Genomic DNA, 18,802 nt, shown 5'->3' with positions numbered 1-18,802 from the left:
CCTCCTTGTCCTGCACTTTGCTTGACGAAATGCCTTTTTGCCGTTCTGACAGGTTCCTGACAGGAATGATCCCTACGGTGCCGTGTTCATGACAGACACCTCACGGGAACACCCCGTCCCCTCCGAAGCCGCCGAAGCCGCCGAAGCCACCAAGGCCGAGACTCCCTTAGGGCGCCGCACCGTACTGTTCGCCGCCGGCGCCACGGTGGCCTCCCTGGCGGTCGGCGCGGCCGCCGCGTCGCAGGAACCGGCTGCCGCCGAAGCCGTCCGTGCGGAGCCCGCCGCCGCTGCGGCGGTCTGCACCCTCACCAAGGAGATGACCGAGGGCCCCTACTACCTGGACGGCCAGCTGGTCCGTTCCGACATCACGGAGGGCAAGGCCGGCGCCCCGCTCCAGCTGGCCCTCACCGTCGTCGACAGCTCCACCTGCGCGCCGCTGTCCGGCGCACTGGTGGAGATCTGGCACTGCGACGCGCTCGGCGAGTACTCCGGCTTCGTCGGCGGCAACGGACACAACGAGCCCGACGACGGCACCTTCCTGCGCGGCGGCGTGCTCACCAACGCCAGCGGCCTGGCGAGCATCACCACGATCTACCCGGGCTGGTACCGGGGCCGCTGCGTGCACATCCACGTCAAGGTCCACACCGGCGTCACCCTCACCTCGGACGGCTCCTTCACGGGAGGCAACGAGATCCACACCGGCCAGCTCTTCTTCAACGAGACGATCACGACGGCGGTCGGCAAGGTCTCTCCGTACTCCACCAACACCGTCACCCGCACCACCCTCACCCAGGACTCGATCTACGACGGCGGGGGCGCCAGTTCCGGCCTCCTCACTCTGACCGCGCTGGGCTCCACCGCCGCCTCCGGCTACAGCGGCACCCTCACCCTGGGCGTCGACGCCTGACCCTCTCCCCCACGCAGGTGGCCCGCCGGACGCCGCAATCGTCCGGCGGGCCACCGTCATGACACGCCCTCGCGCCCGCCCGCATCGCTCGCGGCCGCGACGGACCGGCGGACCGGCGGACCGGCGGACCGGAAAGCCCGCAGGGCCCCGCCCGGCTCAGTCCGGCAGCAGGGGCAACAGCTCGGGAAGGTGCCCGTCGGATGCGGTGGCCGCCGCCACCCGCTCCTGCGGGACCTCGCCGTACAGGGTCGTGCGCGGCCTGGCCGGGCGTCCGGCCCGTTCGGCGATCGCGACCAGGTCCTGGATGGACCGGTACGAGCCGTAACTCGACCCCGCCATACGGGAGATGGTCTCCTCCATCAGCGTGCCGCCCAGGTCGTTCGCACCCGAGCGCAGCATCTCGGCGGCCCCCTCCGTGCCGAGCTTCACCCAGCTGGTCTGGATGTTGGTGATGTGCGGGTGGAGCAGCAGCCGGGCCATGGCGGTGACGGCCCGGTTGTCGCGGTCGGTCGGGCCGGGGCGGGCGATGCCCGCCAGGTAGACGGGGGCGTTGGTGTGGATGAAGGGGAGGGTGACGAACTCCGTGAAGCCCCCGGTCTCCTGCTGGAGCCGGGCCAGGGTCCGCAGGTGGCCGAGCCAGTGGCGGGGCTGGTCGACATGGCCGTACATCATCGTGGACGAGGAGCGCAGGCCCACCTCGTGCGCGGTCCTGATGACCTCCAGCCAGGTCGAGGTGGGCAGCTTGCCCTTGGTGAGGACCCAGCGGACCTCGTCGTCCAGGATCTCGGCCGCGGTGCCGGGGATCGAGTCGAGGCCGGCCTCCTTCGCGGCGGTCAGCCAGTCACGGATGGACAGGCCGGTGCGGGTCGCACCGTTGACGACCTCCATCGGCGAGAAGGCGTGCACATGCATGCCGGGGACCCGTTCCTTCACCGCCCGCGCGATGTCGAAGTACGCGGTGCCGGGCAGGTCCGGATGGATGCCGCCCTGCATGCATACCTCGACCGCGCCGACGTCCCAGGCCTGCGCGGCCCGGTCGGCGACCTGGTCCAGCGAGAGGGTGTACGCGTCGGCGTCGGTGCGCCGCTGGGCGAAGGCGCAGAAACGGCAGCCGGTGTAGCAGACGTTGGTGAAGTTGATGTTCCTGGTGACGATGTAGGTGACGTCGTCACCGACCACGTCACGGCGCAGGGTGTCCGCGATCCGGCAGAGTTCGTCGAGCGCCGGGCCGTCCGCGTGGAGCAGGGCGAGCGCCTGGTCGTCGGTGAGCTTCGTCGGGTCGTCGGCTGCCTGGCTCAGCGCCTCGCGCACATCGGCGTCGATGCGGGACGGAACCATGCCGGGGGCGGCCGCCTCGCGCAGCGCCTCCCAGTCCCCGTACACCTCGTCGAAGTCCTCGCGGCGGTCGCCGGTGCGGCCCTCGGTGTCGATGGTGCGGTGCAGGTCGGTGCGGCCGGTGGCGCCGAACTCCTCGTCGGGCTCCTGCCAGGGCAGGCCGACCGGGATCGTCCCCTCCTTCGCCAGGCCCGTCTCCGGATCGGCGAGGGCGCGCACGTGCGGGACGATGCGGGGGTCGAGCCAGGGCTCGCCGCGCTGGATGAACTCGGGGTAGATGGTGAGGCGTTCGCGAAGCGTGAAGCCCGACTCGGCCGTACGGGCGGCGAGTTCGTCGATGTGCGGCCAGGGGCGTTCGGGGTTGACGTGGTCCGGGGTGAGCGGGGAGACGCCGCCCCAGTCGTCGATGCCCGCGCCGATCAGCAGGGCGTACTCGGCGTCGACGAGGTTCGGCGGGGCCTGGATGCGGGCGGACGGGCCGAGGACGTGCCGGGCGACGGCGACGGCCGCGGCCAGCTCCTCCAGCTCGGCGTCCGGCATGCCGCGCATCGCCGTGTCCGGCTTGGCGCGGAAGTTCTGCACGATGACTTCCTGGATGCCGTGGTAGGCGCGGGCGGTCCTGCGGAGCGCGAAGAGGGAGTCGGCGCGCTCCTCGTAGGACTCACCGATCCCGATCAGGATGCCGGTCGTGAACGGGACGTTGGAGCGCCCCGCGTCCTCCAGGACGCGCAGGCGTACGGCCGGTTCCTTGTCCGGGGAGCCGTGGTGCGGGCCGTCCGGCTCGGACCACAGGCGGGTGGCGGTGGTCTCCAGCATCATGCCCATGGACGGGGCGACGGGCTTGAGGCGCTGGAGGTCGGTCCAGGTCAGCACCCCGGGGTTGAGGTGCGGGAGGAGGCCGGTCTCCTCCAGGACCCGGATCGCCATGGCGCGCACATACGCCAGAGTGTCGTCGTAGCCCTCGGCCTCCAGCCACTCCCGGGCCTCGGGCCAGCGGTCCTCGGGGCGGTCGCCGAGGGTGAACAGCGCTTCCTTGCAGCCCATGGCCGCGCCCTCGCGGGCGATCTTCAGCACCTCGTCGGGCGAGAGGAACATGCCGTGGCCCGCCCGCCGCAGCTTGCCGGGGACGGTGACGAAGGTGCAGTAGTGGCAGCGGTCGCGGCAGAGCCGGGTCAGCGGGATGAAGACCTTGCGGGAGTACGTGATGACACCCGGCCGGCCGGCGGCTTCGAGGCCGGCGTCACGCACCCGGGCCGCCGAGGCGGCCAGATCCGTCAGGTCGTCGCCTCGCGCCTGGAGCAGGACGGCAGCCTCGGTCACATCGAGTGCGACACCGTCGCGGGCCCGCTTGAGGGCGCGCCGCATGGAATTGGTGGTCGGACGTCCGTGCTGAGGATCGGTCATGGAGCGAGCATACGAGCGGTGCACGCGCCCCGGACCAGGGAGTCCTTGTGGAGGGGAGGGCCAGGGTCCGGGACCGGCCACCGCGGGACGGCGACGCCGCCTCCCCGGACGCCGGGCAACGGTGCGGGGGCGCCGGGCCGGCTGCGCACATTCCGGTGCCGGCCCCGTCGATCCCTGGCATATGCTCCGCGTGCCCGCGTGCAAGGCAGACCGAGGGGGACCTTCATGAGTGATTCCTGGAACGCCGGTTCGGAGACCAGGGACGGGACCTGGGTGGGCGAGGAGTCGAGGGGGGCGCCGTTTCCGGAGGACATGAGCGGTGCGTCCGAGAGAAGGACCGGGCCATGGCGCAGGCTGTCGTGCCTGGGGGGTGCTGTCATCGTCCTGGCCGTGCTGGCCGGAGGGGGCGTCTGGCTCTTCCAGGCTGACCTGTTCCACCCGTTCGGCGACGCCCGGGCGTGCGAGGGAAGCGACGTGCAGTTGCCGGACGTGATCCACGCCGGGGGTGCGTCGATACCCTCCGGCGCCTCCGACATCCACTATTTCACCCAGAACGGTCGCGCCGAGGTCACCTTCCTGAGCAGCCAGATTCCCGACTACCTTGACCGGGCGGGCATCCTCCCGGAGGGCGAGCCCCTGTTCGACACGAAGTACGGTGTAAAAGGGGATGCCGAAGATGAGTTCGCACTCCCGGACGGTCTGTGCGGCTCTCCCCTGCGGGGCCCCGTCTGGATCTACCACTCCACAAGCGCCACCGGGTCCAGAGTCGAGGTCATGGTCGAGCGCTCTCCCACCCTCAACGACTACTTCCGCGTCCCAGCCCGCACCGTGGTCACCTACAGCCTGCACTGACGGCACAGGGGAAGTTCGCCGGTCACGCGCCCCCTGAGCCACCGATTCAACCCGACCGTCACAGCGGCGGTGTCCGGTCCACGCGGCGCACGTCGGACGCACCGGGACAGGAGCCCGCACCGGACGCCAGGGCACCAGGGCATTGCCGGACGGCTGCTGGCGAGCGCGGCACCATTCGTGGTGGGCGCGGCGGCGGGTGGCGGTGTGCATCTGAGCCGCGCCCGGTGACGGCTCTCTACGCGGGCGTACTCCCGGTCAGCACCGACTACGGCGTCTGGCCCCTTCTGGTCCTCGGGGCCACCGGCCTCGCACTGGCTTGGCGGTCAAGGTCACCCGGGCCGACCGAGACGGCCGTGATGGCCGTGATGGCCGCACCCTGCCCGCCGTTCCTTGCCTACGCCTGCACAGGAGCCTGGGCCACCTGCTTCCCGTCCTGGGCATCGCCGCAGTGGTGCCGCTGACCGGTGCGCCGGCCGCCGGCGCGCATGCGCTTCGCCTTCGCGGCCGGCCCGGCCCGCGCTGAAGCCCTTCGCCGGCGGCCCGTGCGGGGTCAGACCGCGGACCAACCGCCGTCGACCGGAAGGATGGTGCCGTTGATGTTGCTCGCGGCGTCCGAGGCGAGGAAGAGTATCGCGGCGGCCTGAGTCTCTGCCGCGGCCGGCCTGCCGACGTTGCCCATGTAGGCGCCCAGGGTCGCCGGGCCCAGAGCGTTCTCGGCCACGTTCACCTGAATGTTGGTTGCCGTACCGCCGGGGGCGATCGCGTTCGCTCGAATTCCCTTGTCGCGGTACATCACCGCAAGAGACTTGGTCAGCCCTGCGATGCCGTGCTTGGACGCGGTGTAGGCGGCGCCGGCAGCGCTTCCGCGCAGTGACGCCTCGGAGGCCGTGTTGACGATCACGCCCCGGCCGGCCTCGAGCATGTGCGGCAGAACGGCCCGGGTGAGCAGGAACGGCGCCGTCAGATTGATGCGGATGACCCGCTCCCACTCCGCATCCTCCGTCTCGTGGGCTGCGGACATCCGGTCCATGATCCCGGCGTTGTTGACCAGGACGTCGATCGCGCCGAAAGCGTCCAGTGCTGTGGTGACGACGCGGTCGACCACCGCGGGATCGCTGAGGTCGCCGACGACGGTGACGGCCCGGCCGCCCTGGTCCTCGATGGCGGCGACCGTCTCCTTGGCGCTCGCGTCGTTCAGATCGGCGACGACGACCTGCGCGCCGGCGTTCGCGAACGCCAGAGCGGAGGCGCGGCCGATGCCCGAACCGGCGCCGGTGACGATGACGCTCTTGCTGTCCAGACCGTCGACGGTGCTCATGTGCTTCTGCTCCTTGCTGGATCCGGGCGGCCGCGATCAGGCCGCCCGTGGGCGGGGCCGGTGTTGGCCATCCGTCCACACAGCTGAGCGTACAGCCTTTATGGCGCAGCACGACAATATGTCGCGGCGCGCCAGATTGTTAGAATCTGAGAGCGGGGAGGCCGCGGACGCCGGGCCCGTGGCGGAAGCACCTCGCCCTGGGTGCGGACAAAGGGAACTCATGACGCGAACGGATGGACCACCAGTCCTGCATCAGTCCGGCGCTGCCGGTAAACAGGCGGCGTCGCGGACGGGCCGCCCGCCGATGTCCGAGCGTCGCCGCCAGGCAGTGCGGCTTGAGATCTCCCGGGCAGCAGTGCGGCTCTTCGCGTCCCGTGGCGTCGCCGAAACCTCGGCCAACGACATCGCAGACGCTGTCGGCATGTCCACCCGCACGCTGTGGCGTTACTTCTCCTCGAAGGAGGAGTGCGTGCGCCCACTGCTGGCGATCGGCGCCGAGGAGACCGCTGCCCGGTTGCGTGCTTGGCATTCCGACTCACCCTCAATCGCCATGTTCGGCGGTGAGCCAGACCGCCAGATCCGCGAGCAGCTGAGGCAGATGATCCGGCTGACACGCACCGAGCCAGGGCTCCGCGCGGTGTGGCTGGCCGTGCACAACGAGGCGGAATCAGCGTTCGCCAAAGCGTTGGCTGAGCGGGCCGGGCTTGCCGAGGATGCACTCACTCCTCGGGTGCAGGCAGCCATGATCAACGGTGCGCTTCGGGTCGCCGCTGAGGAATGGGCCTGGTCCGGAGATATCGACGAGCCGATGTCGCCGGCCCTTGTGGAGACGATCCGCCAGGCGCTGCGCGCGGCCCTGTCGGGCCTGTCGGCGTGACGTCCCGTCAGTCAGGGGCCGGTTGCGGGTGGCCTTGCAGCCAGTGATCACCGCCTGGTCGGTTTCGGGTCCGCTGTCGTCGCGTACGTGCGCGCCAGGGCCGGGCACGGCCCGCGCCGCCTGACACGCCTTGCGGTGTACCGGATCGCGACAGCCGCGATCCGGGTACACCGCAACTGGCACACCACGACGTGGCACACCGCGACGTGGCGGCCCCCGATGTAAAAGCTTTAAAGGCTTTGGGGAGAAGGAACTTCCCCAACCAACCCCTCCCCCGACCCCACCAGGGACCCGTCACTCGCATGGGTGAGGTTTGCGAACTTAGCTGGATTTCCAGGTGGTTGGCAGACATATGCTCACCGCGACAACCCCAGACATGCGTCGGCCCCCGGCCGGGACTCGGAATCCCGATCGAGGGCCTGACCACCGAGGAAGAAAGCCCTTCCCGATGGATACCCAGCAGGTTAGCGCGCGCCCGCGCGCCACGTCTCCCCGTCGCGGGGACGCCACGCCCTCGTCCGGCGTCATGCACATCCACTCCCGCCACACCAGCCGCTTCACGGTCGTCGGCAACCACCTCGCCCAGCACCGCGAGCTCTCCCTCCTCGCGATCGGCCTCGCCACCCACATCCAGTCGCTGCCCACCGGGGCGAACATCGGGATCAAACACCTCACCGAACGCTTCCCGGAGAGCGAGGCCCGTATCGCCGCCGCCCTGCACGAACTGGAAGCCCACGGCTACCTCCGCCGCACCCGCGAACGCCTCCCCGACGGCCGGATCGTCACCCGTACCTGCTCCTACAACCAACCGGGCTCCACCGACGCCCGCCACCCAGCCCCGGCATCCGGACGACGCTCCAAGCCCAGCCGCCCCGCCCCGGCCCGATTCGTGGCTCCGGCTCCGGCACCGACCCCGGTCGCCGCTCCCGCACCACAAGCACCCGAGGTACCCGAGGTACTTGAGGCGCCCCCGGCACCCGAGGCACCCGCCTTCACGGCCGTAGCCACCGCACCACCAGCCCACCCGCTCGCAGCCCCCGCATCCCCGCCGCACCCCACACCCCCCTGCGTCCCCGCTCGCACCGCACCGAAGCCCCCGCCCTCGCCGCTCCCCCACCCCCGCGAGCCCCTCCCCCAGCTCCTCCACGTCGCCGCCGCGCTCCTCACCGATCTCCACCGCCACGCACCCCAACTCACCCTCTCCGAAGGCGACATCCACCACCTCGCGCCCGCCGTCACCGCCTGGCTCGAACGCGAGGTCACCCCGAGCGCCATCCGCCACGCCCTCACCAACGACCTTCCCCACCCCCTCAAACATCCCGCCAAACTCCTCCGCCACCGACTCACCGCCCTCATCCCGCCCCCACGTATCCCCCGCCCCGCAGCCGCACCGCTCCAGAACTGCGACCGCTGCGACCACGCCTTCCGCTCCCCCACCCCCGGCCACTGCGGCCCCTGCGCAGCCGCCGAAACGCAGCTCTCACCGGCCTGAACACGTGGTGGGGGCCCTGGCCCTGAGGTGCCGGGCGGGCAGCCGGCTGACCTCGCGCCTTCGCCGGCCGACGGGCATCCCTATCCTTTCTGGATGATCACAAGGGCCGCACCTCCCCCCGAACTCGTCATATTCGACTGCGACGGCGTACTCGTCGACAGCGAGCCCATCGCCGTGCGCATCAGTGTCGAGGTGGGCGCCGAGCTGGGATGGCCGCTGACGGCGGACGAGGTCCTGGAGAAGTTCGTGGGCCGGTCGAACGCGTCCGTAGGCGAACTGATCGAGGCGCGCCTGCCGGGCCGGTCCGCCCTCTGGCAGGAGCGCTTCGAGCACCTGCACCGCGAGGCGGTGGACACCGAACTCGTCGCGGTCGACGGCATCCACGAGGCACTGGACGCCCTCACGCTCCCCACCTGTGTGGCGTCGAGCGGCAGCCACGAGAAGATGCGCCACACCCTCGGTCACACCGGACTCCACTCCCGCTTCGAGGGCCGCATCTTCAGCGCCAGCGAGGTCGCGCACGGCAAGCCCGCCCCGGACCTCTTCCTCCACGCGGCCCGGCGGATGGGCGTCGACCCCGCGGCCTGCGTCGTCGTCGAGGACAGCAAATACGGCGTGCAGGCCGCCCGTTCGGCCGGCATGCGATCCCTGGGCTACGCGGGCGGGCTGACCCCGGCGCACTGGCTGGGGGGCCCGGACACGGTGGTCTTCGACGACATGCGCAAGCTGCCGGTGCTGCTGTCCGCGCTCTGAACTCCGCACCCGAACACTCGCACTCAAAACCTCATCCGACCGGCCGCGGTACGCAGAAGGGCCGGGCACCCCACTTCCCGTGAGGGGCCCGGCCCTTCTGCTCACCTCGGCGATGTCAGCGGACGACCGCCTTCGTCGCCTTGCTGGTGGCGTAACCGTTCGCATGGCCGGTGCGGCGGGCGGTTACACGCAAAGGCGTCGCCAACTAGAGCGGGTCTCTTTGATGGGGTGGGCAGTTGATCGGATGTGCCGGCCCGATTAGTGATCAATGATGCGATGCGGGACCGAATCGGGCCGCTAATGCCGGCCGATCCGGTCCGTGGACGACGCCATTCATCTGGGCACGGAGGTTAAATGACGGCCGAATCCACAAGCCCAGGCTCGTGACGAAGGACGAAATGGTAGGTGCTACGACCCGCCATTGGCACAGACGGGGGTTCGTCCAGAAGTCACTACCGACAATGCGTGGGTTAGAGGGATCGGTACGGTAGTCAAGCGCCAGGGCACCATCGTCACCGGGATTGCGGGCGATAGCGATCAGCACAGCCTGGTCAGCGTCGAGCCAGGGGAGTTCGAGTGGGGCGGCTGCCCGGCTTCCGCGTCCCACACTGAAGAAGGCGGAGTGCGGATCGTCGGCGAACATGTCCAGCGATTGGGACGCGAACGTCATCTGCTCCGATTTCTTCACAAAGGCAAGCGAATCCTCGAACCACGGGATTACCTCCGTCAGCACGGCATCGCCCGGGTGCCGCCAGAGGTCGCGATCGATGAGGGACGTCAGTTGGGCGGGCAGAGCAAGTCCACGGACTATCGAAGGCGCCATGGCGCACACCTTCGCACGGCAGGACGACCCCACTGCAGCCGACTACTGAGGTTGAACTCGTGGTGTCGTAGGGGCTGACGTCTCATCTCTCGCTGCGGTATCACCGGGGCATGCGGTATCCACAAGGGGGCGGGCTGACCGCCGAACGGCAGCAGTTCCGCGAGCGGTTACGGCTCCAGGCTGCAAAACTGTTTGCCCTGGGTAAGGTGAGCGCGGCGATCGCCAAGGACCTGCGGGTCAGCGTCCGGTCGGTGCAGCGGTGGCGGCGGACGTGGGACGAGGACGGTCCGCGGTCCCTGCGGTCGCAGGGGCCGGCGTCGCTACCGAGGCTGAGCGAGCAGCAGTTCGCGTAGCTGGAGGCGGAGCTGGCCAAGAGGCCGGCCGCGCATGGCTGGGAGGACCAGCGGTGGACGCTGGCGCGCATCAAGACCGTGATCGGGCGGCGTTTCCAGCTGACCTACACCGTTCAGGGCGTGCGCAACCTGCTGGTACGTAACGGCTGGTCCTGCCACGGACGCAAGAGCTTCTCCTGGCGCGACTACCGCGACCTGCTGACCGCCGCCCACCAGCAGCTCGGCGGCCCGATCGTGCTCATCTGGGACAACCTCAACGTCCACAAAGCTGCCGGACTGCGGGAGTGGGCCACGGCTTGGGACTGGCTGGCCATCTACTACCTGCCGCCCTACGCACCTGACCTCAACCCCGTCGAAGGGATCTGGTCCCTCATGCGACGCGGATGGCTCTCCAACGTCGCCTTGTCACCCCCGAACACCTCGTCCAACGCATCCGACGCGGCCTACGGCACATCCAGTACCGCAGCCACCTCATAGACGGCTGCCTCGCCGAGACGGGGCTGACCATCGGACCCGGCTGAGCAACGACACAACGCCACGAATTCAGCCCCCCCCCCAGCAACCCTGGAAGGTCGTGCTGTGTGACGACCGACTGCCACTGTCCCGGCCGGTCATCTCACCGGCCCCTGATGCGCGGGTCGTGAGCGGGTGCGCGATCACCGTGCGATGGATACGGGTATGTGGCCGGTGCTCCCGGACACGGAACGGGATCAGTGGAACTACCTCCCCGGGCGGACCCTGGGACCGCTGCGCATGAACATGCAGCAGGAAGAGGTCATCGCGGCCATGGCCGCGCACGGCTTCACCGCCCAGCCCGACGGATACAGCCCAGGGTGGGACTGCCTGCGCTTCGCCAAGGAAGGCGCCCCCATGAGCCAGGCGGCGGTGGAATGCTACTTCCATGCGGACGGAGAGCTGGCCTACGTGCAGGTCGATGGACGCCTCGGCCCCCAGGTGACCTGCGAGGGAATCCCGCTCATCGGCCGTGTCCCGTCGCAGCTCGCGCAGGAGATGGAAGCCCACGCGACCAAGCACGACACCGACCTGCGGTTCAGCCCCACAGGAGACTTCTTCTGCGACGGCTTCCAACTCGAACTCGGCGCACAGCGCGTCGGCGACCACGTCGTGTCCTGGGCTCTGTTCTTCGTCGCGGGAGATGACCACTCCATCACACGCGACGAAGCACCCAAAGTGGTCTGGCAACGCTGGTAGACGGCACCACGCTCACCTCGCCGCATCGAACCTCGAACGCCTTCATAGGGGGAGGAAGGGCATCGTGGAGCTGGCGGCGGGGCCGGTCAGCCCCTACGACAGCACGAGTTCAACCTCAGTAACACCACCAAGGAGACAGGCTCTAGCCGGACAAAGGACTCAGCACCACCCTGCGAACGGAACGCCCGCCCCCAACCTCACGTTGTGCTCAAGCTTGTATGCACACCTGGGTGTTCTCGGCTGCGTGTGTGGCTTACTGATGCCATCGCCGCTCCAGCAAAAGGGCGGCCGGGGGAAAGGTGCCTCATGGGCATCATCGGTCGGGGACCCGTGGGTTCCGTCATCGCGTTTGCCGTGCTTGTCGGCACCGCCTCGGTGCTGACCGGATGCAGCGGGGAGGCGGAGCCCGCATCGGCCGGACCGTCCGCCTCTCCCTCTCCCTCTCGATCCGTGGATGCCAGTCCGGCGCACACCGCCGACCGGGTTCAGTACCTCAAGGGCGAGACAACGTCCCAGGCCCCCAAGCCGGTGGATGACCAACAGGTTCTGCTGTCCGTCGCGTCCAGGAAAGGCAGTGCCGAGCTACCTCTGGACAAGGAGGTCGGCGTCGGGGGTCTGGACATCCAGGTCAACTGCCAGGGCACGGGCACACTCCGCGTAACCGTCGAAGCGGTTGGACTCTCCTTCCCGATGGAGTGCGTCGACACGGAAGTCAGCAGCATCTCCAACGAGATCAAGCGAAAGAGCGCGCGCGGCAAGGGAAGTGTGCGGGTTACGGCTCCCTCAACTGTTCGCTGGTCCCTGACCGTCTCGCAGTAGGGCCAAGAGGCGCGCACGGCAAAGGGGAGTTCGCCGGGGCGCGCTCCACCGCTACAGATACGCCGCGTACGCGTCCAGCGTCCGCAGCACCTCCGCCTCCCCCGCCGGGGGCAGTTGCAGGACTACCTCCTCGATGCCCAGGTCCGCGTAGTGCGCGAGCTTTCCGGGGCTCGGCAGCGCCGCGTAGGGAATCACCTGGAGCTGCTTCGGGTCGCGGCCGGCCGACTCCCACGCGGCGCGCAGGGTGGGCAGGGACTCCGTCAGGCCGCGTCCGCCGATCGGGAGCCAGCCGTCGGCGTACTCGGCGATGTGCGCGAAGAGCTTGGGGCCGGCCGCGCCGCCGATCAGGGTGCGCGGGCCGTTCACCGGGCCGCGGGGCGCCTGGACCGGTTTGGGGTAGGCGTAGCTGGCCCGGACGGAGCCGAACTCGCCCTCGTACGCGATTGGTTCGGGCGACCACAGGGCGCGCATCAGGGACATCCGGTCGCGGACGAGATCCCGGCGCGTCGGCCAGTGGACCCCGTGGTCCGCGGCTTCCTCGACGTTCCAGCCGTAGCCGAGGCCCAGGGTGAACCGGCCGCCGGAGAGGTGGTCGAGGGTGGCGATCTGCTTGGCCAGGTCGATCGGGTCGTGCTGGGCAACGAGCGTGATGCCCGTGCCGAGGGCGAGGCGTTCGGTGACGGCGGCGGCCTGGGCGAGGGCGATGAAGGGGTCGAGGGTGCGGCCGTACTCGGGCGGGAGTTCGCCGCCGGAGGGGTTGGGGGTGTCCCTGCTCACCGGGATGTGGGTGTGCTCGGGCAGATAGAGCCCGGCGAAGCCGTGCTGTTCGAGCTCGCGGGCCAGCCTCAGGGGCGTGACCGTCTCATCGGTGAGGAAGATCGTCGTGGCGATCCGCATGGGAGGACACCTCCGTCGTGGTCCGTTGGGACCCCAACGTATGCGGTGCGGCGGGCGAAGCCGAGGGTGCGCGCGTACGGGTCCGGGCATCCGTCTCCGGGGCGGGCGGGGCGAGGAGGCCGAGCCGGTGGGCGCAGGCCCACTGCTGCACGACGGCGAGGCCCGCGACCGCCGTGCCCAGCACCAGCCAGCCTGCCGGCCCTGCGGCCATCACCGCACCGGTGAGCAGAGGCGGCCCGGCGGACTTCTGGATGGACTGGGACATCCCGGCGACCCCCAGATACGCGGCGCGGTCGTCCTCGGGTGCGAGGAGGACCGCCAGCTCCCAGGAGCTGACCGACCGCATCAGCTCCGCCAGCGTGACCACGAGCGCCGCGGCGAGCAGGACCACCGCGGCCGTCCACGTCCCGCCCAGGGGCGCCGCGGCCAGGAGCACACAGCACACCAGCGTCATGGCCCCGTACAGCAGCACCGCCCGGGTGGCCCGGCGTGGGCCCTCGGCCCGCGCCGACACGCTGATCTGCAGCACCACGACCATCACGGTGTTGATGACCAGGAAGGCCGGGATGAGGGCGTGCGGCGCCGAGGTGCGGTCCACCAGCCACAGCGGCAGGCCGACGCCGAGGATCGAGTCGTCGAGGTTCATCGGGATGTCCAGGAGCACGAACGTGAGGTAGCCGCGGTCCCGCCACGGGCCGGCCCGGCGGGCGGCGCGGCGACCGGGAAGCCGTTCGGTCGCCGGGCCGTCGGGCGGGCCTGCCGGGGCCGCCGCCTCGACGGGGGTCTCCCGCACGTCTTCCGTACGCCACACCAGTGCCGCGGCGAGGACGAAGGAGAGCGCGTTGCCGAGGATCAGGGCCTGGTAGGCGCCGGTGGTCCCCACGGCCAGGCCGATGGCCGCGATCCCCGCGCCGACACCGAAACCGGCGTTGGCCGCGCTGCGGGACAGCGCCTGGTAGGCCACGCGGTGCTCGCCGGCCGCCCTGGTCGCGAACAGCATCTCCAGCATCTTCGCCGCCCGGTCCCCCAGATGCGTGACGGCGATGACGGGCAGGAGCGCACCGAAGCTGTCGCACACCAGCACCAGCACCACCGTCACCAGGCGCAGCAGATGACAGCCGATCAGCAGCGAGCGCACGGGGAAACGGCCGGCCAGGCGTCCGGCCAGCGGCGATCCCGCGATGCCCGCGACTCCGGCGACCCCGAGGAGCACCCCGATCTGCGCGGCGCTCAGATGCGTCACAAAGGTGAGGTAGAGGACCACGGACGCCGCCCACAGCCCCGAGCCGATCCGGTCCACGGCCAGGGCGAGCAGCATGATCCGCGCATTGCGGCCGCCCGGCGGGTTCCGCAGCCGGGCCCACAGCCCCTGCCTGACCTTCGGAACCTTTGGAGCCTTCGGATCGTCCGGGTTTCCGCTGCCTGTGCCGCGCCGCATCCCGTACCCCCTCGGATATGCCTCGACATCAAGAGATCGATGGACCAAGAGGGAGCCTTGCAGGAGATTCATCTCGATGTCAAGATACTTGATGTCGACATACCTTCGTGTGTGGCCGCGTCCCGTCCCGGTGCGCCGCGCGGCCGGGAGCGTCACAGTGGAAGGGGGACACGGGGCGGGCCTGCCGGAGGAGGTGTCCGGATGGATGTGACCGGCGCAAGCGACGACCGGCTCCGAAAACACCGGGGCAAGCGGCACTTCGACATGGCCGAGGAGCCGCACGGCGACAGCGGGCAGACGGCCGCGGCACCCTGTTTCGTCGTACAGATCCATCAGACGCGGCGGATGCACTTCGACTTCCGGCTGGAGGTCGGCGGTGTGCTGAGGTCGTGGGCGGTGCCGCGCGGGCCGTCGGAGAACCCGCGCGAGAGAAGGCTGGCCGTCCCCACGGAGGACCACCCGCTGGAGTACCGCACGTTCGAGGGAGTGATCGAGAAGGGCAAGCACGGCAGCGGCACCGTGATCGTCTGGGACCAGGGCACCTACCGCCCGCTCAGCCACAACCGCTGGGGCAAGCCCATACCGTTCGAGCAGTCCCTGGAGGACGGACACGCGACCTTCTGGCTCGACGGCACCAAGCTGCACGGCGAGTTCGCCCTCACGCGCTTCAAGGGAGGCGGCAAGGACGGCGACCCCGGTGAGGAGATCTGGCTGCTGATGAAGGCCAAGGACGGGCGCGCCACCCATGACGGCCCGGAGGCGCCGGACCCGTATCTGGCCCGCTCGGCCCGTACCGGACGCACCCTGGCCCAGGTCGCCGCCGAGGAAGGGGGCGGGTCCTTGTGACCGCTCGCAGGACCATGGAGGTCCTCCTCGACCGCTACGGCACCACCTATGCCGCCGAGGCCGGCATCCGGCTGCGGAACACCCCGCAGCCGCTGTACCAACTCCTCGTGCTCAGCGATCTGTTGAGCGCCCGCATCCGGGCTTCGGTAGCGGTGGCCGCGGCCCGCGCGCTCTTCGCCCACGGCCTGCGCACCCCGGAGCGGATGATCGCCTCGACGTGGCAGGAGCGCGTCGACGCGCTGGGCGAGGGCAGCTACCGGCGCTACGACGAACGGACCGCCACCCAGCTCAGCGACGGGGCGGAGCTCCTGCTCTTCGAGTACGGGGGCGATCTGCGGCGGCTGCGCAAGGAGGCCGACGGCGACCTGGACGTCCTGCGGGGCGGGCTGCGCAGGACCCCGGGCGTGGGGCCGGCCGGTGCGGACATCTTCGTGCGCGAGGTGCAGGACGTCTGGCCGGAGACGGCTCCGTTCCTGGACGGGAAGGCGCTCCAGGGAGCCGAGAAGCTGGGGCTGCCCGCCTCACCGGCGAAGCTCGCACGGCTGGCGGAGCAGGCCGAGGAGTCCGGGGCGGCCGCGGCGGCCGAGGAGGAAGCACCCGACGGCCACGGGCAGGCCGTGCTGGCGGCGGCTCTGGTGCGGGCGGCGCTGGACAAGCACGTGGTGGAGGACGTGCGGGAGCGGGCCTGAGGGCTACCGCCGGGACGTGATCCGCCCCGGCGGTCGCCGCTCAGGCCTGCGTGGCCGCCGGCCGGTCGAGGAACACCAGCCGGGCCCGCTTCTCCGGCTTGTCGATCTCCGGGCCGAGTGCGAAGCCCTCCCGCACCAGGCGGGCGATGACCTTCTCGTTGCGGGCGTCCGGCTCGGCGACGATCCGCAGGTGCTCCGGATCGCTGAAGAGGTAGCCGATGAACACCGAGAACAGTGCGCCGGTGAAGCCGCGTTCGGCGGTGTCAACCGGACCGACCAGGAGGTGGAAGCCGAAGTCCCCGGGCTGGACGTCGTAGCAGTCGGCGAGCGGGTCGGCGGCCGGTTCGTACGTCTGGAACAGGGCGACCGGGACGCCGTCGCGCAGGGCCAGGTAGGCATGGTGCGTGGTGAGCGAGTCCAGGAACTCGTAGGTCTCCAGGACCTGTTCGCGGCTCGCCTCGCCCATGCCCCAGAAGCTGGCGCGCTCCTCGGTGACCCAGCCATGGATCAGATCGAGGTCCGCCGCGGGATCCACGGGGACGAGGCGGACGGTCCCGAAGCCGGGCACCTCCTGCTCGTGGACGCGGGTGCGCACTGCTCTGGCAGCGGAATCGACGGTCAACTCGGCACTCTCCTCTGTTCGGTGCAGTGTGTTCCAGTCCGTGACGACGGGCGCGAGCGCGCCCGTCGCCCACAGCGGCTGCTGGTCGCGGTAGTGGGCGTCGCCGGGGATCCCGGACGCGCCGAACGGGACCACCCACAGGCTGTCCTCGCGCCGGGCCAGGTCCCAGACGTAGCGGGCGGCGGGGCCGCGGGCGAATCCGTCGGTGACGCCGGGAACGCTGGAGGTGGACAGCACGCAGTCGTGGTCACCGGCGAGGCCCGGCAGCGGGGTGGCGTCGTCCGCGTCGGGCCAGGCCCGCCAGGCGATCAGCCGGTGGTGCTCGCCCCACGGCCGCGGCTCCTCGCCCTCGGCACAGCGGGCCGCCACCGCCTCGGCGGCCTCGGCGACCGCCGCCAGCCGGTCGGCATGCGGGAGCGGCCCGTGGGTCAGCAGGGTCTCCAGGGCGAACGCGATGCGCGGCACCGCGGCCAGCCAGGGGCGGAACATCGCCGGGTACGCGGAGGTGACGGCCGGGTCGGCGGGGCCGGTGAGCGCGGCCAGGGCGGGGTGGGCGGCCACCCGGTGCACGACCTCGGCGCGGACGGCCGCGTAGAGGGTGGCGTCCGTGCTGTCGGCCTCCATGTGCCGGTCCCAGCCAAGCAGTCGGTCCCGCAGGCGGGTGGCGTCGGGGCCGAGGCCGGTCGCCGTGGCAAGGAGGTCCAGCAGCGGGCGGGCGGAGGCGAGGCGGGTGTCGGTATGGATGTCCGTCATGGCCTTGGCGCTCCACCGGTCGGACCGGTCGAGCAGTTCCCGGATGCGCGCCGCCCGGTGCGGGGGTGCGAACTCGACGCCGAACGGGGTGGCGAGGCCGCGTGCGTTGGCCATCACCGCCGTGGAGTCGACCGTGGTGCGGGGCAGCGGGGTGTGGTGGCCGCGCCAGGCGTACGCGGCGTCGTGGGCCGGTACGACCCGCAGCCGGTTCTCGCGCGGGCGCAGCGGGACATGGCCGGCGACCCGGTGCAGGGTGGCTCCGGTGGTGTCGGCGGCGAGGACGACGTTGACCGGCTCCACCCAGTGGTCCAGGGCGGCGTCGAGACCGGCGACGTCACGGGCCCGGAGCAGCTCGGGCAGTGCCTCGAAGCCCAACGCGTGGGTGACCCGGGGCGGGTAGCGAAGGCTGATGCCCGACCCGCCGCCGTCCAGGTCGGCCTCCGGGCCGCCGATGATGACCGGACCGCGCCCGGTCTCGATCACCTCGACCGGGACCGGATCGGCGCCGGCCACCTCGATCGTCTCGGTGTGGACGGCGGCCGTCTCCCAGCCCTCGGGGCCCAGCGCCTCGACGCCGCCCGTCGCCGTACGTCGCAGCCGTTCCCGGTACAGGTCCTGGTAGTCGGCCATCGCGTTGGTGATCGCCCATGCGACGCCCCCGGTGTGCCCGAAGTGCGCGATGCCGGGCACACCGGGGACGGCGAGGCCCACCACGTCGAACTCGGGGCAGGCGAGCCGGATCTGCTGGTAGACGCCCGGGTTCTCGATGAAGCGGTGCGGGTCCCCGGCGATGATCGCCGCCCCGGTGGCGGTGCGGTCGCCGGTCAGCAGCCAGCCGTTGGAGCCGGAGGTGCCGGGGCCGTCGGTGGCGAAGAGTTCGATCGCGTCGTCACCGAGCCGGCGGGCCACCTCCTCGCGCCAGAGCTTGGTGGGGAAGCCCGCGAACAGGATGTGGGTGGAGAGCCAGATACCGAGCGGGGTCCAGGGCTCCCACCGGTCGGGGGTGAGGCCGGCAGCCGTGAACTCCGGTGCGGTGGCGGCCCCTTCGGCCAGACCTTCGTTCACCCCGTCGACGTACGAGGCGACCCAGGCCGCGGTCTGCGGCGCGACTCGCTCCAGGCGGTCGAAGCAGCGCTGCGCGGTGTCCGCCAGCCGGGCCTGCCGGGCGAACCGGTCCCACTCGACGGCTTCGGGGCCGAAGGTCGCGGCCGTGGTGCCGCACACGCGGTGGCGTTCGACCTCGATCTGCCAGGCGCGGTCCCGGGCGGCGTTGCGGCCCTGGGCGCGGGCGAGTTCGAGGGCGCTGTCCGCCCATAGGTGGGGTATGCCCCACTCGTCCCGGTAGACCTCTCCACGCATGCCGCTGCCCGCCCTTGTGCTCAACCGTCCACGTTCGAACCCCCTGGAAGTTA

16 protein-coding genes and 2 pseudogenes are annotated in these 18,802 nt (G+C 70.8%); 12 read left to right on the top strand and 6 right to left on the bottom strand.

Translation table 11 applies throughout. From position 1 onward, the window contains the following. The first annotated feature begins 88 nt into the window (after positions 1 to 88). The gene (locus AB0L71_RS18690) at positions 89 to 907 is read left to right on the top strand and encodes an intradiol ring-cleavage dioxygenase (RefSeq protein ID WP_365243867.1); all 819 of its coding nucleotides are present in this window, start codon (positions 89 to 91) and stop codon (positions 905 to 907) included. Positions 908 to 1,063: 156 nt separating this feature from the next. Here the strand turns inward: AB0L71_RS18690 and AB0L71_RS18685 are convergent, their stop codons facing one another. Continuing rightward, positions 1,064 to 3,646 (bottom strand): bifunctional FO biosynthesis protein CofGH, encoded by a 2,583-nt coding sequence (locus tag AB0L71_RS18685; RefSeq protein WP_365243865.1) that lies wholly within the window; start codon positions 3,644 to 3,646, stop codon positions 1,064 to 1,066. A 225-nt stretch (positions 3,647 to 3,871) separates the two neighbouring features. On the opposite strand from AB0L71_RS18685, the gene AB0L71_RS18680 reads away from it, so the two are divergent. Beyond that, complete coding sequence (locus AB0L71_RS18680; RefSeq protein ID WP_365243863.1) at positions 3,872 to 4,498, top strand: hypothetical protein; 627 nt, start codon at positions 3,872 to 3,874, stop codon at positions 4,496 to 4,498. Between the two features lie 550 nt (positions 4,499 to 5,048). On the opposite strand, the gene AB0L71_RS18675 is transcribed toward AB0L71_RS18680, so the two are convergent. Beyond that, complete coding sequence (locus tag AB0L71_RS18675; protein ID WP_365243861.1) at positions 5,049 to 5,816, bottom strand: SDR family NAD(P)-dependent oxidoreductase; 768 nt, start codon at positions 5,814 to 5,816, stop codon at positions 5,049 to 5,051. Positions 5,817 to 6,036: 220 nt separating this feature from the next. Here AB0L71_RS18675 and AB0L71_RS18670 point away from each other — a divergent pair, with 220 nt between their 5' ends. The 3 genes from AB0L71_RS18670 (at position 6,037) to AB0L71_RS18660 (ending at position 8,938) form a co-directional block, all read left to right on the top strand. Further along, positions 6,037 to 6,693 (top strand): TetR family transcriptional regulator, encoded by a 657-nt coding sequence (locus tag AB0L71_RS18670; RefSeq protein WP_365243859.1) that lies wholly within the window; start codon positions 6,037 to 6,039, stop codon positions 6,691 to 6,693. 448 nt (positions 6,694 to 7,141) lie between these two features. Then, the gene (locus tag AB0L71_RS18665; protein ID WP_365243857.1) at positions 7,142 to 8,185 is read left to right on the top strand and encodes a helix-turn-helix domain-containing protein; all 1,044 of its coding nucleotides are present in this window, start codon (positions 7,142 to 7,144) and stop codon (positions 8,183 to 8,185) included. Positions 8,186 to 8,278: 93 nt separating this feature from the next. Beyond that, positions 8,279 to 8,938, top strand: a complete 660-nt coding sequence (locus AB0L71_RS18660; RefSeq protein ID WP_365243855.1) for an HAD family hydrolase — start codon at positions 8,279 to 8,281, stop codon at positions 8,936 to 8,938. A 265-nt stretch (positions 8,939 to 9,203) separates the two neighbouring features. Here AB0L71_RS18660 and AB0L71_RS18655 read toward each other — a convergent pair whose 3' ends face one another. Further along, positions 9,204 to 9,761, bottom strand: a complete 558-nt coding sequence (locus AB0L71_RS18655) for a hypothetical protein (RefSeq protein WP_365244010.1) — start codon at positions 9,759 to 9,761, stop codon at positions 9,204 to 9,206. 110 nt (positions 9,762 to 9,871) lie between these two features. Here AB0L71_RS18655 and AB0L71_RS18650 point away from each other — a divergent pair, with 110 nt between their 5' ends. The 5 genes and pseudogenes from AB0L71_RS18650 to AB0L71_RS18630 all read left to right on the top strand — a co-directional run bounded on the left by AB0L71_RS18650 (position 9,872) and on the right by AB0L71_RS18630 (position 12,145). Then, complete coding sequence (locus AB0L71_RS18650) at positions 9,872 to 10,114, top strand: helix-turn-helix domain-containing protein (protein WP_365243853.1); 243 nt, start codon at positions 9,872 to 9,874, stop codon at positions 10,112 to 10,114. After that, positions 10,115 to 10,258, top strand: a pseudogene (locus tag AB0L71_RS18645) (winged helix-turn-helix domain-containing protein); the annotation flags it as partial. A gap of 15 nt (positions 10,259 to 10,273) precedes the next feature. Then, positions 10,274 to 10,635, top strand: a pseudogene (locus AB0L71_RS18640) (transposase); the annotation flags it as partial. 145 nt (positions 10,636 to 10,780) lie between these two features. Then, positions 10,781 to 11,326 (top strand): hypothetical protein, encoded by a 546-nt coding sequence (locus tag AB0L71_RS18635; RefSeq protein WP_365243851.1) that lies wholly within the window; start codon positions 10,781 to 10,783, stop codon positions 11,324 to 11,326. 306 nt (positions 11,327 to 11,632) lie between these two features. Further along, positions 11,633 to 12,145, top strand: a complete 513-nt coding sequence (locus tag AB0L71_RS18630; RefSeq protein WP_365243849.1) for a hypothetical protein — start codon at positions 11,633 to 11,635, stop codon at positions 12,143 to 12,145. 51 nt (positions 12,146 to 12,196) lie between these two features. Here the strand turns inward: AB0L71_RS18630 and AB0L71_RS18625 are convergent, their stop codons facing one another. Both AB0L71_RS18625 and AB0L71_RS18620 read right to left on the bottom strand, forming a co-directional pair. Further along, positions 12,197 to 13,042: an LLM class F420-dependent oxidoreductase gene (locus AB0L71_RS18625; RefSeq protein WP_365243847.1), complete on the bottom strand. Its 846-nt coding sequence runs from the start codon at positions 13,040 to 13,042 to the stop codon at positions 12,197 to 12,199. Continuing rightward, positions 13,008 to 14,480: an MFS transporter gene (locus AB0L71_RS18620; RefSeq protein ID WP_365243845.1), complete on the bottom strand. Its 1,473-nt coding sequence runs from the start codon at positions 14,478 to 14,480 to the stop codon at positions 13,008 to 13,010. The genes AB0L71_RS18625 and AB0L71_RS18620 overlap by 35 nt, the downstream gene beginning before the upstream one ends. 207 nt (positions 14,481 to 14,687) lie before the next feature. Between AB0L71_RS18620 and AB0L71_RS18615 the strand changes: the two genes are divergently transcribed. After that, a complete protein-coding gene (locus AB0L71_RS18615; RefSeq protein ID WP_365243843.1) occupies positions 14,688 to 15,326 on the top strand; it encodes a DNA polymerase ligase N-terminal domain-containing protein in 639 nt (212 codons plus the stop codon). 14 nt (positions 15,327 to 15,340) lie between these two features. Beyond that, positions 15,341 to 16,015, top strand: a complete 675-nt coding sequence (locus tag AB0L71_RS18610; RefSeq protein WP_365244004.1) for an endonuclease — start codon at positions 15,341 to 15,343, stop codon at positions 16,013 to 16,015. Positions 16,016 to 16,055: 40 nt separating this feature from the next. Here the strand turns inward: AB0L71_RS18610 and AB0L71_RS18605 are convergent, their stop codons facing one another. Next, the gene (locus AB0L71_RS18605) at positions 16,056 to 18,749 is read right to left on the bottom strand and encodes a GNAT family N-acetyltransferase (protein ID WP_365244002.1); all 2,694 of its coding nucleotides are present in this window, start codon (positions 18,747 to 18,749) and stop codon (positions 16,056 to 16,058) included. Between the last annotated feature and the right edge of the window lie 53 nt (positions 18,750 to 18,802).

The sequence above is a fragment of the Streptomyces sp. NPDC052052 genome (assembly GCF_040680455.1).
Classification (GTDB): Bacteria; Actinomycetota; Actinomycetes; order Streptomycetales; family Streptomycetaceae; genus Streptomyces.
This window is presented reverse-complemented; position numbering and strand designations above follow the sequence as displayed.

Coding starts and splice junctions, on each gene's coding strand:
- AB0L71_RS18690 (WP_365243867.1), top strand. CDS start 89: ATGACAGACACCTCACGGGAACACCCCGTCCCCTCCGAAGCCGCCGAA.
- AB0L71_RS18685 (WP_365243865.1), bottom strand. CDS start 3,646: ATGACCGATCCTCAGCACGGACGTCCGACCACCAATTCCATGCGGCGC.
- AB0L71_RS18680 (WP_365243863.1), top strand. CDS start 3,872: ATGAGTGATTCCTGGAACGCCGGTTCGGAGACCAGGGACGGGACCTGG.
- AB0L71_RS18675 (WP_365243861.1), bottom strand. CDS start 5,816: ATGAGCACCGTCGACGGTCTGGACAGCAAGAGCGTCATCGTCACCGGC.
- AB0L71_RS18670 (WP_365243859.1), top strand. CDS start 6,037: ATGACGCGAACGGATGGACCACCAGTCCTGCATCAGTCCGGCGCTGCC.
- AB0L71_RS18665 (WP_365243857.1), top strand. CDS start 7,142: ATGGATACCCAGCAGGTTAGCGCGCGCCCGCGCGCCACGTCTCCCCGT.
- AB0L71_RS18660 (WP_365243855.1), top strand. CDS start 8,279: ATGATCACAAGGGCCGCACCTCCCCCCGAACTCGTCATATTCGACTGC.
- AB0L71_RS18655 (WP_365244010.1), bottom strand. CDS start 9,761: ATGGCGCCTTCGATAGTCCGTGGACTTGCTCTGCCCGCCCAACTGACG.
- AB0L71_RS18650 (WP_365243853.1), top strand. CDS start 9,872: ATGCGGTATCCACAAGGGGGCGGGCTGACCGCCGAACGGCAGCAGTTC.
- AB0L71_RS18635 (WP_365243851.1), top strand. CDS start 10,781: ATGGATACGGGTATGTGGCCGGTGCTCCCGGACACGGAACGGGATCAG.
- AB0L71_RS18630 (WP_365243849.1), top strand. CDS start 11,633: ATGGGCATCATCGGTCGGGGACCCGTGGGTTCCGTCATCGCGTTTGCC.
- AB0L71_RS18625 (WP_365243847.1), bottom strand. CDS start 13,042: ATGCGGATCGCCACGACGATCTTCCTCACCGATGAGACGGTCACGCCC.
- AB0L71_RS18620 (WP_365243845.1), bottom strand. CDS start 14,480: ATGCGGCGCGGCACAGGCAGCGGAAACCCGGACGATCCGAAGGCTCCA.
- AB0L71_RS18610 (WP_365244004.1), top strand. CDS start 15,341: ATGGAGGTCCTCCTCGACCGCTACGGCACCACCTATGCCGCCGAGGCC.
- AB0L71_RS18605 (WP_365244002.1), bottom strand. CDS start 18,749: ATGCGTGGAGAGGTCTACCGGGACGAGTGGGGCATACCCCACCTATGG.